This window comes from Nonomuraea sp. NPDC050790 (assembly GCF_044456745.1).
GTDB lineage: Bacteria > Actinomycetota > Actinomycetes > Streptosporangiales > Streptosporangiaceae > Nonomuraea.
This window is the reverse complement of record NZ_JBITGF010000007.1, coordinates 375,638-388,411: the sequence shown is the minus strand read 5'-3', so window position 1 is coordinate 388,411 and position 12,774 is coordinate 375,638. Positions and strand designations below refer to the sequence as shown.

At 68.3% G+C, this 12,774-nt stretch carries 24 protein-coding genes; all 24 read right to left on the bottom strand.

Annotation, left to right across the window (positions count from 1 at the left end; translation table 11 throughout):
• Positions 1-12: 12 nt before the first annotated feature.
• Entirely contained in the window at positions 13-1,197 is a 1,185-nt protein-coding gene (locus tag ACIBEJ_RS34740) for a hypothetical protein (protein WP_397187127.1), read from the bottom strand.
• Between the two features lie 148 nt (positions 1,198-1,345).
• Positions 1,346-2,248: a hypothetical protein gene (locus ACIBEJ_RS34735; RefSeq protein WP_397187126.1), complete on the bottom strand. Its 903-nt coding sequence runs from the start codon at positions 2,246-2,248 to the stop codon at positions 1,346-1,348.
• Between the two features lie 62 nt (positions 2,249-2,310).
• A complete protein-coding gene (locus ACIBEJ_RS34730) occupies positions 2,311-2,748 on the bottom strand; it encodes a WhiB family transcriptional regulator (protein ID WP_397187125.1) in 438 nt (145 codons plus the stop codon).
• 177 nt (positions 2,749-2,925) lie between these two features.
• Positions 2,926-3,984 (bottom strand): DNA-methyltransferase, encoded by a 1,059-nt coding sequence (locus ACIBEJ_RS34725; RefSeq protein ID WP_397187124.1) that lies wholly within the window; start codon positions 3,982-3,984, stop codon positions 2,926-2,928.
• 327 nt (positions 3,985-4,311) lie between these two features.
• The gene (locus tag ACIBEJ_RS34720) at positions 4,312-4,557 is read right to left on the bottom strand and encodes a hypothetical protein (RefSeq protein ID WP_397187123.1); all 246 of its coding nucleotides are present in this window, start codon (positions 4,555-4,557) and stop codon (positions 4,312-4,314) included.
• On the bottom strand, positions 4,550-4,795 hold the full coding sequence (locus ACIBEJ_RS34715) for a hypothetical protein (RefSeq protein ID WP_397187122.1): 246 nt from the start codon (positions 4,793-4,795) through the stop codon (positions 4,550-4,552). The genes ACIBEJ_RS34720 and ACIBEJ_RS34715 overlap by 8 nt, the downstream gene beginning before the upstream one ends.
• The gene (locus ACIBEJ_RS34710) at positions 4,792-5,085 is read right to left on the bottom strand and encodes an HU family DNA-binding protein (protein WP_397187121.1); all 294 of its coding nucleotides are present in this window, start codon (positions 5,083-5,085) and stop codon (positions 4,792-4,794) included. Before ACIBEJ_RS34710 ends, ACIBEJ_RS34715 begins: the two co-directional genes overlap by 4 nt.
• Positions 5,082-5,219, bottom strand: a complete 138-nt coding sequence (locus ACIBEJ_RS34705) for a hypothetical protein (RefSeq protein ID WP_397187120.1) — start codon at positions 5,217-5,219, stop codon at positions 5,082-5,084. The genes ACIBEJ_RS34710 and ACIBEJ_RS34705 overlap by 4 nt, the downstream gene beginning before the upstream one ends.
• Positions 5,216-5,749 carry a hypothetical protein gene (locus ACIBEJ_RS34700; protein WP_397187119.1) on the bottom strand — a complete coding sequence of 178 codons (534 nt, stop codon included), beginning with the start codon at positions 5,747-5,749 and terminating at the stop codon, positions 5,216-5,218. Before ACIBEJ_RS34700 ends, ACIBEJ_RS34705 begins: the two co-directional genes overlap by 4 nt.
• A 77-nt stretch (positions 5,750-5,826) precedes the next feature.
• Complete coding sequence (locus tag ACIBEJ_RS34695; protein WP_397187118.1) at positions 5,827-6,003, bottom strand: hypothetical protein; 177 nt, start codon at positions 6,001-6,003, stop codon at positions 5,827-5,829.
• 10 nt (positions 6,004-6,013) lie between these two features.
• Positions 6,014-7,159, bottom strand: coding sequence for a glutathionylspermidine synthase family protein (locus tag ACIBEJ_RS34690; RefSeq protein ID WP_397187117.1), 1,146 nt, complete (start codon positions 7,157-7,159; stop codon positions 6,014-6,016).
• On the bottom strand, positions 7,156-7,485 hold the full coding sequence (locus ACIBEJ_RS34685; RefSeq protein ID WP_397187116.1) for a hypothetical protein: 330 nt from the start codon (positions 7,483-7,485) through the stop codon (positions 7,156-7,158). Before ACIBEJ_RS34685 ends, ACIBEJ_RS34690 begins: the two co-directional genes overlap by 4 nt.
• Positions 7,482-7,850, bottom strand: a complete 369-nt coding sequence (locus ACIBEJ_RS34680; RefSeq protein ID WP_397187115.1) for a hypothetical protein — start codon at positions 7,848-7,850, stop codon at positions 7,482-7,484. Before ACIBEJ_RS34680 ends, ACIBEJ_RS34685 begins: the two co-directional genes overlap by 4 nt.
• Positions 7,850-8,599, bottom strand: a complete 750-nt coding sequence (locus tag ACIBEJ_RS34675; RefSeq protein ID WP_397187114.1) for a hypothetical protein — start codon at positions 8,597-8,599, stop codon at positions 7,850-7,852. The genes ACIBEJ_RS34680 and ACIBEJ_RS34675 overlap by 1 nt, the downstream gene beginning before the upstream one ends.
• Positions 8,596-8,943: a hypothetical protein gene (locus ACIBEJ_RS34670; protein ID WP_397187113.1), complete on the bottom strand. Its 348-nt coding sequence runs from the start codon at positions 8,941-8,943 to the stop codon at positions 8,596-8,598. Before ACIBEJ_RS34670 ends, ACIBEJ_RS34675 begins: the two co-directional genes overlap by 4 nt.
• Positions 8,940-9,710, bottom strand: a complete 771-nt coding sequence (locus tag ACIBEJ_RS34665; RefSeq protein WP_397187112.1) for a Rad52/Rad22 family DNA repair protein — start codon at positions 9,708-9,710, stop codon at positions 8,940-8,942. Before ACIBEJ_RS34665 ends, ACIBEJ_RS34670 begins: the two co-directional genes overlap by 4 nt.
• On the bottom strand, positions 9,710-10,102 hold the full coding sequence (locus ACIBEJ_RS34660) for a hypothetical protein (protein WP_397187111.1): 393 nt from the start codon (positions 10,100-10,102) through the stop codon (positions 9,710-9,712). Before ACIBEJ_RS34660 ends, ACIBEJ_RS34665 begins: the two co-directional genes overlap by 1 nt.
• The gene (locus ACIBEJ_RS34655) at positions 10,099-10,998 is read right to left on the bottom strand and encodes a hypothetical protein (RefSeq protein ID WP_397187110.1); all 900 of its coding nucleotides are present in this window, start codon (positions 10,996-10,998) and stop codon (positions 10,099-10,101) included. The genes ACIBEJ_RS34660 and ACIBEJ_RS34655 overlap by 4 nt, the downstream gene beginning before the upstream one ends.
• Entirely contained in the window at positions 10,998-11,288 is a 291-nt protein-coding gene (locus ACIBEJ_RS34650; protein WP_397187109.1) for a hypothetical protein, read from the bottom strand. The genes ACIBEJ_RS34655 and ACIBEJ_RS34650 overlap by 1 nt, the downstream gene beginning before the upstream one ends.
• On the bottom strand, positions 11,285-11,566 hold the full coding sequence (locus ACIBEJ_RS34645) for a hypothetical protein (protein ID WP_397187108.1): 282 nt from the start codon (positions 11,564-11,566) through the stop codon (positions 11,285-11,287). The genes ACIBEJ_RS34650 and ACIBEJ_RS34645 overlap by 4 nt, the downstream gene beginning before the upstream one ends.
• Positions 11,563-11,955, bottom strand: a complete 393-nt coding sequence (locus ACIBEJ_RS34640) for a hypothetical protein (protein WP_397187107.1) — start codon at positions 11,953-11,955, stop codon at positions 11,563-11,565. The genes ACIBEJ_RS34645 and ACIBEJ_RS34640 overlap by 4 nt, the downstream gene beginning before the upstream one ends.
• The gene (locus ACIBEJ_RS34635; RefSeq protein ID WP_397187106.1) at positions 11,952-12,374 is read right to left on the bottom strand and encodes a hypothetical protein; all 423 of its coding nucleotides are present in this window, start codon (positions 12,372-12,374) and stop codon (positions 11,952-11,954) included. The genes ACIBEJ_RS34640 and ACIBEJ_RS34635 overlap by 4 nt, the downstream gene beginning before the upstream one ends.
• The gene (locus ACIBEJ_RS34630) at positions 12,371-12,517 is read right to left on the bottom strand and encodes a hypothetical protein (protein ID WP_397187105.1); all 147 of its coding nucleotides are present in this window, start codon (positions 12,515-12,517) and stop codon (positions 12,371-12,373) included. The genes ACIBEJ_RS34635 and ACIBEJ_RS34630 overlap by 4 nt, the downstream gene beginning before the upstream one ends.
• A 79-nt stretch (positions 12,518-12,596) precedes the next feature.
• A complete protein-coding gene (locus tag ACIBEJ_RS34625; protein WP_397187104.1) occupies positions 12,597-12,728 on the bottom strand; it encodes a hypothetical protein in 132 nt (43 codons plus the stop codon).
• Between the last annotated feature and the right edge of the window lie 46 nt (positions 12,729-12,774).

The following is a 12,774-nucleotide window of genomic DNA, read 5'->3' as shown; positions in this document are numbered from 1 at the left end:
TGATGGGAAGGGTCACGAGAGCTTTCCGGTACTTCGGAGCACGCCAGGGCTGTGCGCGTCGCAGCGCCAACCGCACGGGTACAGGCGGGCCGGCATCGCACCGCACGGCCCTGTCCCGTGGCCACACACGCCACGACGTATCGGCGGCAACGGGCGCGACTCCCACTCGGCCGGCACGGTCACCACCGAGGCGTCCACCTCGCTCCCGTCCTCCTGGTCGACCGCCGGCGGCGAGCGGAAGCCGCTGTCCTGTCCGTAGCGGCACTCCAGATCAACAGGGCGGGGTGCCTGCGTCTGGGTGAGCTCCGCACCGCTGCTTCGGCGCCGAACCAAGTCCTCGGTCAGCAGCCCGCCAGCGCTGTCGGCGTACCGGTCGCGGTCTACAGCACGCACCCACCAGCGGAAGTGCACCCGCTTGCCCGGAATGATGACCGGCACATACTCGCCGGCGGCCGTGTCACGGACCAGATCGTCGAGCAGGTACGCGCGTTTGGGCACCCACTTGCCGTGCAGGCCGCCACATTTGCCGGGCTGGCGAATCGGGCAGGGGCGTGGGTTGCGGATGTCGCAGCGCTCCATCTCCAGCGCGCGGACTCCACCGCGGACTTGGAGCTCACGGCCCTCATAGATGTGCCTCCACGGCGCGTCGTCGGTAAGCGCCCAGGGAACCTGGTTGATGAAGTCACGAGTGCGGTCCGTCGTGGTCCACAAGGGCGAGATGCCGTCCGCCCTTGCCAGCCTGGTGCGCTTGCGGACGGTCGGCAGAGCCGCATACGACAACTGCACCTCATGGCCGACCAGGAGATCGCCGGCGCCCTTGACGAGGACGTCGGTTCGGCGCCGACCGTCCGCTGCCCGGTCTTCGACCACAACGGAAAAGCCGCCCTGTTCAGCCGCTCTGGCGATCCGCGCTTTGAACGCCTTGTGCTTGTCGCTCTCGTTTGACGACGACGGATGGTCGTCACGTCCGCTGAAGTGGGAAGCGAACCGGATCCCGTCCCGTTCGGTGAGGAACATCCACTCGGGGCAGTCTGGCTGTGACGCCATACATTCTGGGCACTGCAGTTGCCGCTCCGGGACAGGTCGGTGATCGGCGCGCAACTTCTCCCAGAGGTTCGGAATCTCCGGGCATCCGAGATCGGGCTCGGTCAGATTCAGAATGATCCCTAAGGCGACGTGGTAGACGCTGGAAGCCATCGGCACTCCTTTTGAGCGGCGGCTGCTTTCGTTCAATGGTCCGCTGTGTCACCGACAAAAACCGATACAATGTTTTCGCAGGTCACAACGTTGATCGCTTACGTTCTCGCAGGTGAAACGCGTCCCGGCTTGGCGTGAAACCTTGCGGCTATTTCGGGGTGGGGAACTTCTCGTGCTCGGCGTGGCGGATGGTCAGGAGTTCCTTGCCGTCACGCAGGTAGTTCCACGCCTTCACGGTCAGCGCCGTCGTGTGGGAGAACGGGATCCGGCCCGGCTGCGCGTTCAGCACGTTCAGCCGGTTGCGCAAGGTCAGGACCGGGTGGCCGTTCGGCAGGTTGGCGCCGTCGTTGAGCCGGTCGAAGAACCCCGTGCACTGGCCGGCGTCGATGCGGGAGAAAAGCCACCAGCACAGCCCGATCGTGGAGCCGGACAGCAGCCGGGCCTTGCGGTAGTGGTCGGCCGCGGCGGCGGCCTCGCGCAGGTCCGGGTTCTGGTCGAGAAACTCGAATGATTCCAGGGTGGACGGCTGGTAGGCGGCATTCGCGTAGGAGCGGCGCTCCCACATCAGGGCTCGCCGCACCACCGCGGCCAGCGTTTTGGGGGTGGCTTCGCCGGTGAAGGAGAGCCGGTCGGCCATGGTGCGTTTCACGCCGTCGTCCACCGTGGCGCGAGCCTCAGTCGGCAGGTTCGACACGACCAGCATCCACGCGGCGATACCGGACTCGGCGATGGCGTTCAGCCGGTGCTGCCCGTCGGCCAGATCGCCGTCAGCAGAGACGCGGATGGCGTCGCCGTTCTCCAGGAACCTGCCAGCCTGCAGGTCGCGAGCCAGCTTGGCGACGACGTCCTGGCGCAGCGGCCGGTTGCCGAGGTTGCGGTGCAGCCACCGCTCCGCAAGGGCGGGGGTGACGTGGACGAGTTCGTAGGTGATGCCGTCCGGAGAGGTGAACGATCTCGGGTTGTGCCGGCCGGTGACGGTACGGACCGCGGTGAAGGCCGGGTGGTCGTCATCCTGCTCAGGTGGCAGGAACGCTACGGTTGTGGCAGACATGGATGCTTCCTTGTGGTCGTGTCGTTGGGGCCGCCCGCCCATCGGGCGGCCCTTCGTCGTGGTCATGACGCCTGCGCCTTCTTTCGCCGCCGGAGCTGGCGCTGCCGCGCTCTCACGCACGCCTTGCACGCCGCTTTGTGGCCGTAGAAGTCGGTGACGGCCTTCACCTCGTTGCAGGCGCAGCAGAGCCTCTTGCTCGGCGGCAACTCCACGCCGCCAGCAGACTGGCGGGATCTGCGCCGGCGTTCGCTGGCGCGCTCGTCTTCGTTGAGTCCGCCCCACGTGCCGTACTTTTCTGGACGCGACAGCGCGTAGGCGAGGCACGGCTCCCGGACCGGGCATCGGCCGCACACCTGCTGAGCGCGCCTCTCCCGGGCGTCTCGGGCGCCGGCGCGTTCGCCCTCGGTCCGGAAGAACAGCATCAGCTCCGTGCCGCGGCAGGCGGCCTGCTGCTGCCAGGTCCAGTCGAAGGCGGGGCTCGTCCGCGCTCTTGCCGTCACCTCTCCTCCTTTCCGATCTCGTCCGTGGGCGTCCGGTACGGTCCGGGAACCTCCGGTGGGAGAGCAGCCCGACAGATCAGTGCTTCCTCAGCGACCCGCTCTCTCGCAGCCCGAGGAGCGGTTTCGTCAGCGGCGGCGCGCACCAGGCATGCGATGTGGGAGGCGATCACAGCGAGATCAGGCGCCATCGGACACCTCCGAAAACAGGTCGAGGATCGACTGCTGAGGGTGGACGGGCTCGGGCTTGGGCACGCCCATCGCGCGAGCTCGTTCTCCCGGGTCTGTGGTGCGCCACTGGGCGATACGGCAGTAGTCCGCGGACCTGTCCACCGAGATGCCGGTACGGCCCAGCACGGAGGCGACCAGGGCTGTGGTGCCCGTCCCGCCGAACGGGTCGGCCACAACACCGCCATCTGGGGACCAGCCCAGAACGACCGTGCGCACGAGCGCGAGGGGGAACGGCGCATAGTGGCTGGCCCCCAGCGTCTGAGGAACGCGCACTGGCTCGGTCGCGATCTCCCACACGCTCCCAGGTAGAGCTCCGAGCGGGTGCGGCCCCTCGTAGGCGCTTGTGGCCGTACGGGGATGGTGAAGGTTGCGCGCCTGCATCGCCGTGTTCCCCGCCACGCGGAGAGGAGCTTTGTGCGGACGCCGGATGTCATCGACGGAGGCGAAGTATCGCGGCTGCTTGGTCAGGTGGACGATGTCTTCGTGAACCACCCTCACTCGGTCGGTGACGGACTCTGGCATGCATGCGGGTTTCGACCAGATGATCACTGATCGAACGATCAGTCCGAGAGTGAACGCGCACGCGAGCCGATACCGCTCAGGGAGCATGAGCCGTGACTTGTCGGGCAAGTCCGCCCCGATTCCGGCCCGGACCACGTCGCGGACCCCAGCCAAATTGCGGCCTGCGCTGGTTCCGAAGTTGCCTCTGGCCAGACGCGTCCCGCTGGTCGTCCCCACGTGAGTGGAGTACTTGTCGCCCAGGACCACGAAGATCGAGCCCTCAGGCGTAAGGATCCGCATCCATTCTCGGGTGCAATCGATAAGCGCATCGATGTAGGCATCAGGTGTGGGCTCCGCGCCGATCTGTCCATCAAGGCTGTTCCCGCCGTCGCGGTAGTCGCGCAACCCCCAGTAAGGCGGGCTCGTGACGATGAGATCCACCGAGTTGTCCGGGAGTGGCAGGTCGCGGGCGTCTCCGCGGAGCACGATCGCCTTACCGTCACGCACGCTCCACCTCCGCGGTGTCCTGTACGGGAAGAGCCGGGCGGGATGCAGCCGCGTACCGGAACACCTGCCGTTCGCTCACGCCCAGCTCGAAAGCGAGCCTGGCTACAGACAGGGGCGGCCGGATCGCAGCTAGACGCTGGTAGCGGTCCAGCATGCGTTGTCCGTGCGACCCTGACGGCAGCCATCGAGGTGCGGGCCGGTCCTGGACGGGGAAGGACGCCAGGGATCCGGCCCGCCAGCGGCGCAAGTAGCAGGCGTGGATCAGCCCTCGGCCACCGGCACGTCCGTGGTTGCCACAGCAGGCGCATGCAGTGCTGTGCTGGCTGGTCATGGCCTCTCGCCTCGCTCCAGGTCCTTGAGTTCGGCGTGCAGCCACATGCGGTCGTCAGCCATCAGGTACGGCAGGCGGGAGCGCGCCATCTGCAACTCCCGCACGATCTCCGGGTCCATCGGCGGCAGCGGCCGGCGGCGGGCCATGCGCATATGGAGCTTCTGGATCCCGGACAGCAGGAACCAGGCGAGGGTGACCGCCGCGGCGAAGAAGCCGAGACCGGCGAAGAAGCGCTCAACCATGGCGCCTCCGCTCGTCCTCGTCACGCCAGAGGTCTGCCAGTCGGTCGGCCTCACGGGTCAGGGCGTCCCGGATTAGCGCCTCGTCGTGGTCCAGGTCCGGCTGGTGGCGAGGGTCGGCCATACGCTCCAGCGCTGCGCCCTCGCGGGACACCGTCACAGCGCCGCCGAGGTGGCTGTCCACATCGCCGGAGTACTCGGTGATCCAGTCCGCAACCTTCTCAGCGGTGATGGCGCTCACTTGGCGCCGCCCTGCGTCTCGATGCACAGGCCGACGAAGCCGGAACCGGGCTGGAACTTGGGTGTCCACTTCTCCGGCACCTGCACGGTCGCGCCCGTGGACGGGTTACGCGCCTCGCGGGCCGGGCTGTGCCTCAGGACGAACGAGCCGAACCCGATGATGCTGACCTTGTTGCCAGCGGCCACGCTCTCCTGCACCGACCCGAGAAACGCGTCGACCACCTCGGTCACGGTCTTCTTGGGCAGGCCGGTCGTGGCGGCGATCGAGTCGATCAGCAGCTTCTTGTTCATTCGGACTCCTGGGAGAAGAGGTCATCGAGGTCGAGGTCGCCCCACTTGAGAGGGCGAGACGGCTGCACGGTGCGGGCGTGGCGTCCACGCGGAGGCAGGAGGCGCTGATGCAGGCGGGCCAGGATCTCGATCACGGCGCCACCGCCAGGTCTCCGAGATCGGCCTGGCCGCTGTCGGGGTCCTCGGGCTTGCAGGTGGCCCCATAGGAGTGGGTGGCGCCCTTTGGGCTGGCCTCGCTGATCGGTACGCGCCAGGCAGGCTCGCCGCAGTTGATGCAGGATCCATGAGGCTGGTCATCCGCGAACGCCTCGCGGGCAGGCGACGGAACCACCTCGCCCGTGAGCGGGGGGATGCCGCCGTACCGTTCCGCGTGCACCTCCGAAGCGACCGGCGGCGACGAGAAGAGCGACGACACTGTGCCCTCGGTGGGAGGTAGCTGGGAGATGAGATCGCCGCGCATCTTCGACTGACGCCGGCTGATCGTGTCGTTCAGGTCGGCCATCACGTCGTCGATTGACGCGATCTCGGCGGCGTACTCGGCTCTCGTCGTGCGCAGGTCTGCCAACTCCTGCTCGTCGCGCTCGTTCAGAGCCCGGTACCGGGCAATCCCTGATTCGGTGAGGCGGCGCAGCTGAGCCTGATCGGCGCTGTAGGCGGTGCTCATCGGTTCTCCTGGTGCTGGTGTGGTCTTGGTGAGCCGGCGCTCGCCCCGACCCCCGGGACGGGGCGAACACCGGAAGATCAGGAAGAGGCGCTGCGCTCACGAAGAGCGCGGAGCTCGGCCAGCAGCCTCGGGACAGCCACCCACACCACCTTGCTCAGCGGGTCAGCGATGAACGGCGGGGAGTTGGGATCGGAAGCGATGCTGTACGCGTGCTCCAGATCGTCCAAGTCCAGCGAGGTCGGGTAGTTGCTCATGGCGATCTCCTCAGCCTTCGATAAGGTGCGGGACGAACGACGAGGTGTTGTCCGTGATCAGGCCCTTGGTCTCGCGGATGCCGAGCCCGGCCGCCTCGTCGCCCACCACCCAGGCGCCGAGCACCGGACGCCAGCCGTCCATGTCCGGCAGCGGCCAGAACTCCTGATGCACATAGCCTTCGGAGCCGTACACGCCCGGCGTGGTGACGGTCTCGCCGGCGGCGACGATGCGCATCGAGGCGCCCTCGCGGCCGAGCAGCGGCTTGGCCACGTACGACGACAGCTCGCGTGGCCCGTCGAGGTAGGCGGGAAGCAGGTTCGGGTGGTCGGGGAACAGCTCCCACAGCAGGGCGAGGAGCGCCTTGTTCGAAAGGATCATCTTCCATAGCGGCTCCACCCACGGCGTCGCCTGCTGGGCCTCGATCGCGGATGGGCCGAAGCCGTCCGTGACGATCCACTCCCACGGGTACAGCTTGAACAGGGTGTCGATCACCTGCTCCTGGCTGTCGACGAATCGCTGCAGGCCGGTCTCCCAGCCGATGTCCTCGATCTGCATCACCTGCGTGGCCAGGCCTGCCTGGGCGGCGACGTCGGCCATGTAGGCGACGTTCATGACGTCCTCGCCGGACTCTTCGTCTCCGGTGTAGGCGAACGTCACCCGGTGCTGGCCGATCTTCTGCCAGCGGGCGATCAGCGCCTCGTGGATCGAGTTCCACTGATCGCAGCCGGGATGCGTGTCCTGCTTCCAGAACCACTGGACGACGCTCGCCTCGACCAGCGACGTCGGGGTGTCGGCGTTGTACTCCAACAGCTTGGCGTGGCCGGCACCGTCGTAGCACAGGTCGAAACGGCCGAACACGTGCGGGTCCTTGCGCTCCCACGAGCGGGTGATCGGCTTGTGCAGCCAGTCGGCGATGCCGAACTCGGCGAACCGCTTCTTCTTCACCACGTGCTCGACGACGCGCAAGCACATGTCGTGCAGTTCCTCCACGGCCCGCTCCAGGTCCTCGACCTCGGCGAGAGAGAAGCTGTAGTGGACGGACTCGTCCCAGTACGGGCGGCCCTCGCCCTGCTCAACGTGGCGGTGGAAGCCGAGCCCCTGCTCCTCCACGAGCGTCTGCCAGCCCGGCCGGGCCTGGCCTTGGACGCGCCTCACGACCCCGACCCGCCCTTGCTGGAAGAGCCGAACCCGCCCACGATCGTCTTGCCGGAGCGGGTGGAGATGTTCGTGTTCGCCGGCCGGGTGGTGGTTCCACCGCGGATGTAGCCGCCCGACGAGGTGCCTCCGTAGATCCACACGAACGAGCTGCCGTGCCCACCGCTGCGGTCGCACAGGTCGTCGTCGACGGCCTTGTGGGAGCCGTCCGCCTGCTTGACGACGCAGTCCGCCGTCACCGACTCGCTGTCATCGCCGCACGCGGCCAGCGACAGCGACAAGGCCACGAGCGCAGTCGCGACGACGATCGTCTTGGATGCCTTCATGAGTGGTGTCCTTCGGAGGAATCGGGGCTATCGATGTCGGAGGGCGAGCCGTACCGGCCGAGCTCGCTGCGGCGCTGGAAGTCGTCGAGCTGGACCTGCTGGCAGCGCGCGCAGACGCCGCACGGGGTCTCGTCGGGCTGCCGCTCGGTGCAGCCCACGGCTCCGGCCGGGCAGTCGTGGCCGACGGGCTTGGTCTCCTTGCACCACGGGCAGAACGCCATCTCAGCGACCGTCACCGCGGCCATGAGGAGCGTCGAGTCGACGGCCCGCTCGGAGCCGCAGCCGGTGCACACGATCAGCTCGCCGCCCGCGGCGTGAGGGTGGACGGCTTTACACGCGTGGCAGAAGACGCTGACGACGGCCATCACGCCACCTCATCCACAAGGAAGGGCGTGGACCCGCACGAGCACACGAGGAGCCCGTCGTGTACGCCCGGCCAGCCGCGGCAGGAGCCGTGCCCGTACCGGGCCATCGCCTCATCCAGGCCGGGCGAGCCCGCGATCAGCGACCACGGGGCAACCGTGACCACCGGAGTCGGCCGCTTACCGTCGGCGTAGGCCGCGGGTGGCGCTGGTCGCGATCCGCCGGCGTCGTCCAGCAGCACCCACCCGAGACGGGCGTGTTTGACCGGGATCTCCCACGGGCGGGCGACACCCTCGCGGACCTTCAACCCGAGGTTTTCGGCGCCGCGCACGTCCAGCCCGTCAATGAGGCGGTGATCGGCACGGCACGCGGCAAGCAGGTTCGACGCCAGGTTCGACCACAGCTTCGCCGTGCCGCCCTGCTTCTTGCCCTCCCGGTGCGCCGGGTCCGTCGCCTCAGCCGATCCGCCGCAGCACAGCCCCACCTCGCACAGGCCGCCGGCACGCCTCCAGATGATGGCCTTGACGCCCGCGGGGACGCCCTTCGACGGCCGCCTTCTCCCCCGCTGCCGGCCCGACTTCGGCCCGGCAGGCGGGAACACGAGGTGCCAGCCATGACGGCACACCTCCACGCCGGTCGGCAGGATCTTCGACAGGCCGAACTCGCGGATGCGAGCCATCCGGCGGAGAGCCTCTTCCTCGGACGCGAACGTCTCCTTCGAGCAGCAGCGGACCTCAACGCGGGTCTTCACGCGCTCACCCCCAGCGTCTTCAGCTCGTCGCGGGTGGTGGCGCTCAGCGTGCGCCCGACCTCGATTCGGGCGTGGATGGCGCGGAGCGCCTCTTTGCAGCCCGCCACCTCGCGCTCGGCGAGGTCGGCCTGAAACCGTTCGTCGGATGCCTTGAGCAGAGCGGACTGCTTGCGCTCCTCGACCGGGCCCTCGGACTCCATGTAGGCGCGGGCGTACGCCGTCTCCGCGGAGCGCTTGGCCTTCGCGGCGTTGGCTCCGAGGCTCTTGAACTCCTTGACCAGAGCATCGAGGTCGCGGGTGAGATCGATCAGCCCTTGAGCGATCTGGCTCGGCGTGAGGCTCATGCCGTGCCACCGCCGTTCATCCACAACTCGTCCACCGCATCCACACCGTTCGAGCGGTCGGCGAGCTTCGGGTTCGCGATGGTCTCCTTGACGAGCTGGCCGTGTTCCTTCGCCTGCGGGCGAGTCATCGACCCGACGCCAGCCAGGTCCTCGTCGCTAACCCGAGAGCGCGAGATCGAGCCGTCCTTGTTGCGCGGCAGGCCGGCGTCCAGGTCCCGGTCGATTTCATCGTTGCCGAGCGTCACCTGCTGCTCGACTCCTTCTTGAAGGTCCTCGGCTACCGGCTCGCCGTCGGGCATCACCACCGTGCCGCGCACCAACGCGGACAATTGGCCACGGTTGTAGAGCGACAGCCCGAACTGATCCCCGAGCGCGATGGCCGCGCGCTTCTTCGACACCGAGATCGCCGACTTGTAGGCCAAGTCGTGTGCGTCGCCTCGCGTCTGGTTTTGGGCGGTCGCCGTCGAGCCGTCTTCGTAGTGACAGACCTCGTTGCCTTCTGGATCGCGCACCACCAGCCTGGCCATCGCCCGGTAGCAGCAGTCCCAGCGGCCTGTCAGCTCGCCGTTCTTGTCGTGCCGTTCGACCTCGAAGACGCACTCGACACTGGTGACCTCGATGTCGAAGTTGCCGAACCCGAACACGCGGATCAGGTGCGCGAGGACGTCCTGCTGGGAGACGTGGGAGTGGCCCTTGCCGTCTCGCAGAACCCGCTTCGGATTGATCGGCCGGAGGAGTTGCTCGATCTGCGCCCGGGTGAAGCCCATCAGTGCTCGTCTCCCTCGTCGTTCGTGCCTGGGTCGTAGTCGGCCTGTTCGTCGCGGTAGCCGCGCTCCGCGTCGTCGCCGATGTCGGGTCCGCCGCCCACCGACGGTTCGGTCACGCCGATTGCGTCGGCCAGCCAGGAGCGGAGCGGGCCGAGCTGGAGCGGCCGGTAGTCGCCGACGTTGACCGCCTCCGCGACAGCGCGGTCCAGGGAGGACCAGCCGCCGTTGAGTGCCTTCCAGGCGCCGTCGGGCTCGCGGCGGTAGGCGGCGAACACTCGATCGCCTCGCCGCGCCCGGTAGGAGACGATCAGGTCGACGGCTCCGCCAGGCCGATGCAGGGTCTTGACGACCTTGTAGGTGCCGTTGTCCGTGGACAGCATCGGCTCGCTCATGACGTCGCCTCCGCCTGCTCAGCGACGGCTGTGACGCCATCCACGACCCGACCGCCAGAGCCAGCGAGAGTCGGCGCCCATCCGACGTGGACGAACGCCAGCGCGGTCTCGAAGGACGGGCTCTCGTCGCCTGCGAGGCACGGGTTCTGACTCATCCATGCGGCCAGGTCCTCGGCCGATGCACAGACGGGGGACATGGGCGAGCCTTCACTCACCGTCTCCCAGAGCTGCCAGCCCTCACCTGCCGGAGGCTCTGCCCGCTCCCACGCTTCGGCTTCGGCGCGCTGGCCCTGGTACGCCTCGACGCTGCCGTACCCCTCACAGGTGGCGCAGGTGTCGGCCACGCCTTCGCGCGCGCAGCGGGCCCGGATCACGACGTAGGCGTTGATGGAGTCGTGGCCGAACCCGAGCAGCGACCACTCGTTGACCTGTTCGGCGGTCGGGATAACGGGCGGGTTCTTCTTCCGCCACCCATCCCCCTTGGCCCAGGTGTGGGTGAGGTCGTAGAGACGATCGGCCTCGACCAGCGCCGCCACGTCGTCGTCGTTGAGGTGATGGCTCCACTGCCCGTTCCATAGCCGCGCCAGCCTCCGCGCTTCGCGCCGGATCGCCGACTCCCCCACGCCGTAGTACTCGGGGGCATGCGAGACGTTCCGCTCGGCGAACGCCCACACCGCCGGAGTGTCCTCGCTGAACGAGGTGGACCCGTTGTCGGCCGGCGTAAAGGGCACGTAGCCGTACCACAGGTCTTGCAGGTGCTGGGCGTGCGCCGAGTAGCCGTTCGTGCAGTCAGGGCACTCGTCCTCGCGCAGCCGGTCGGGCATCAGGAAGCCCTGCCACACCTTCTTGAGCGGCCAGCCAAAGTCGAGGGCGACTCGCTTCACTTCGCGGCCCATCAGCGTTCTCCCGCCTGCTCGGCGAGACGGGCGTCCAGGTGGTGTGCAGCAGGGCACGTGCTGCGGAAGCCGCCACGGGCCGCCAGGTCAGGCGGACACGTGCACAGGTCATCCACACCGTCAGCGTCCTGGAACGGGTAACCATCCATGGCGGCTGAAGGCAGTTCGCCGCACTCGATGCGCAACGCAGCCAGCGCCGCCGAGACGGTCGGGATGGCGTCGATGGACGACCGCGATTCGTCGAGAGCCTGCTCAAGTAGCTGCTCAGCGCGCACAGCCCAGATAGTCATGTCCTGGCTCCTGCCTGCTCGGCGAGACGGGCAGCCTCAGCCAGCGCCTCGCGTTCGCGCTGCACGAAGAGCCGGTACTGGCGGGCATAGTCCCAGTCCGGGTGCTCGACGTAGACGCCCTGTGCGCACAGGCGGCGCAGGATCGCCTTGGTGGTCTTCTTCGCACCCCACACGCCCACCCGCCCGGGATGGGCGGCTGACTCCTGCACGAGCAGGTGTACTGCGACGGCAGCAGCCTGAACGGCATCGGTGAGCCAGGCGGGCTTCTCGGCGCTCATGCCGCCACCGCCCCAGCCGGGCGCAGCGCAGACGCCACATCCCGCATCCAGCCGACCACGTGCGCGGCTGTCGGGCGGTCGTCGTCCAGCCAGAACGCGATGTGGTTGGCGAGCGTCTCGCCCGTCCACGGCTCCTGCCCGTGATCGGCCATCTGGTAGCCGAGCGACGCGACCAGCTCCCGCAACGCCGCCACACCGTCGTGGTAGGCGTCGCTGTCGGCGATCTGCCACGGCGGGTCCACCCACACACCCGGCGGCAGATCCAGCGCTTCGGCGACGGCGCCGGCAGGGCACAGCTCCTGATCGGGGCCCACGAAGTCCGTGAGGCAGAGGCCGCGCACCTCAATGAGCGCAGCAGCCTTGTCGACGAGTTCGGCCAGGGCGCTCATGACGCACCCTCCGGAAGGTCATCGGCGGCGAGGACGTTGCCGTAAGTGAGGTCGATCGCGTCAGCGAGCCTCTTCGGGATGCGCCACTGGGTGCGCATCCGCGTCGAGTCGGACGGGTGCGGCCCCTCGATCGGCGACCCCAGGTGCTGCTGGCGCACGATGATCTGCACCTTGAGTCCGCGGATCTGCCCGTCCAGGCGCAGGCGGTCGTGCTCGTCCATCAAGCCGGCGCGAGGAGGCTCGTCCATCACTCGCACCCAGACCAGCGCGTCCTCGACCGTGAACACGAAGAACGGCCACGAAACCGAATAGCCCACGTCCGACGGCGCCAGATGCTGGTGCTTGTGCAGCACGTTGACCGCGATGGTGACGCCAGCCAGCCACTCGTCGCGGCCGGGGAAAACGAGCTCGGCGGTCACTGGGCACCGTCCAGGTGCTCGCCCAGGCGGGTCTCGATGTTGTGGACGGCCTGCTGGTAGGCGCGCGGCGAGAGGCGCTTCAGGTCCTCCCACACCTCGGTCTGGCCGGCGACGTCGTGCGGGCCAGGGATTACAGTGTTCAACAGCCTGCTCCTCATCAGTGGTCTGGTCTGAGCGGGTGATCGAGAGGTCCGGCCCTGCATGGCTGGGCCTCTCGGCTTTTCAGGGTTTGGGGGTCTGCGCGCGGTGGCGGCCGACGTAGGAGTCAGCGCGGTCGATCGCGGCCAGCCGATCGACTCGCTGCGACAGAGCGACCGTCATCTCGGCAGCGGCCACGCGCTCGGCGGCGGTCATCGGCACTCCCCGCAGGTAGAGCCAGCCCTGATGACGCGACCGCAAC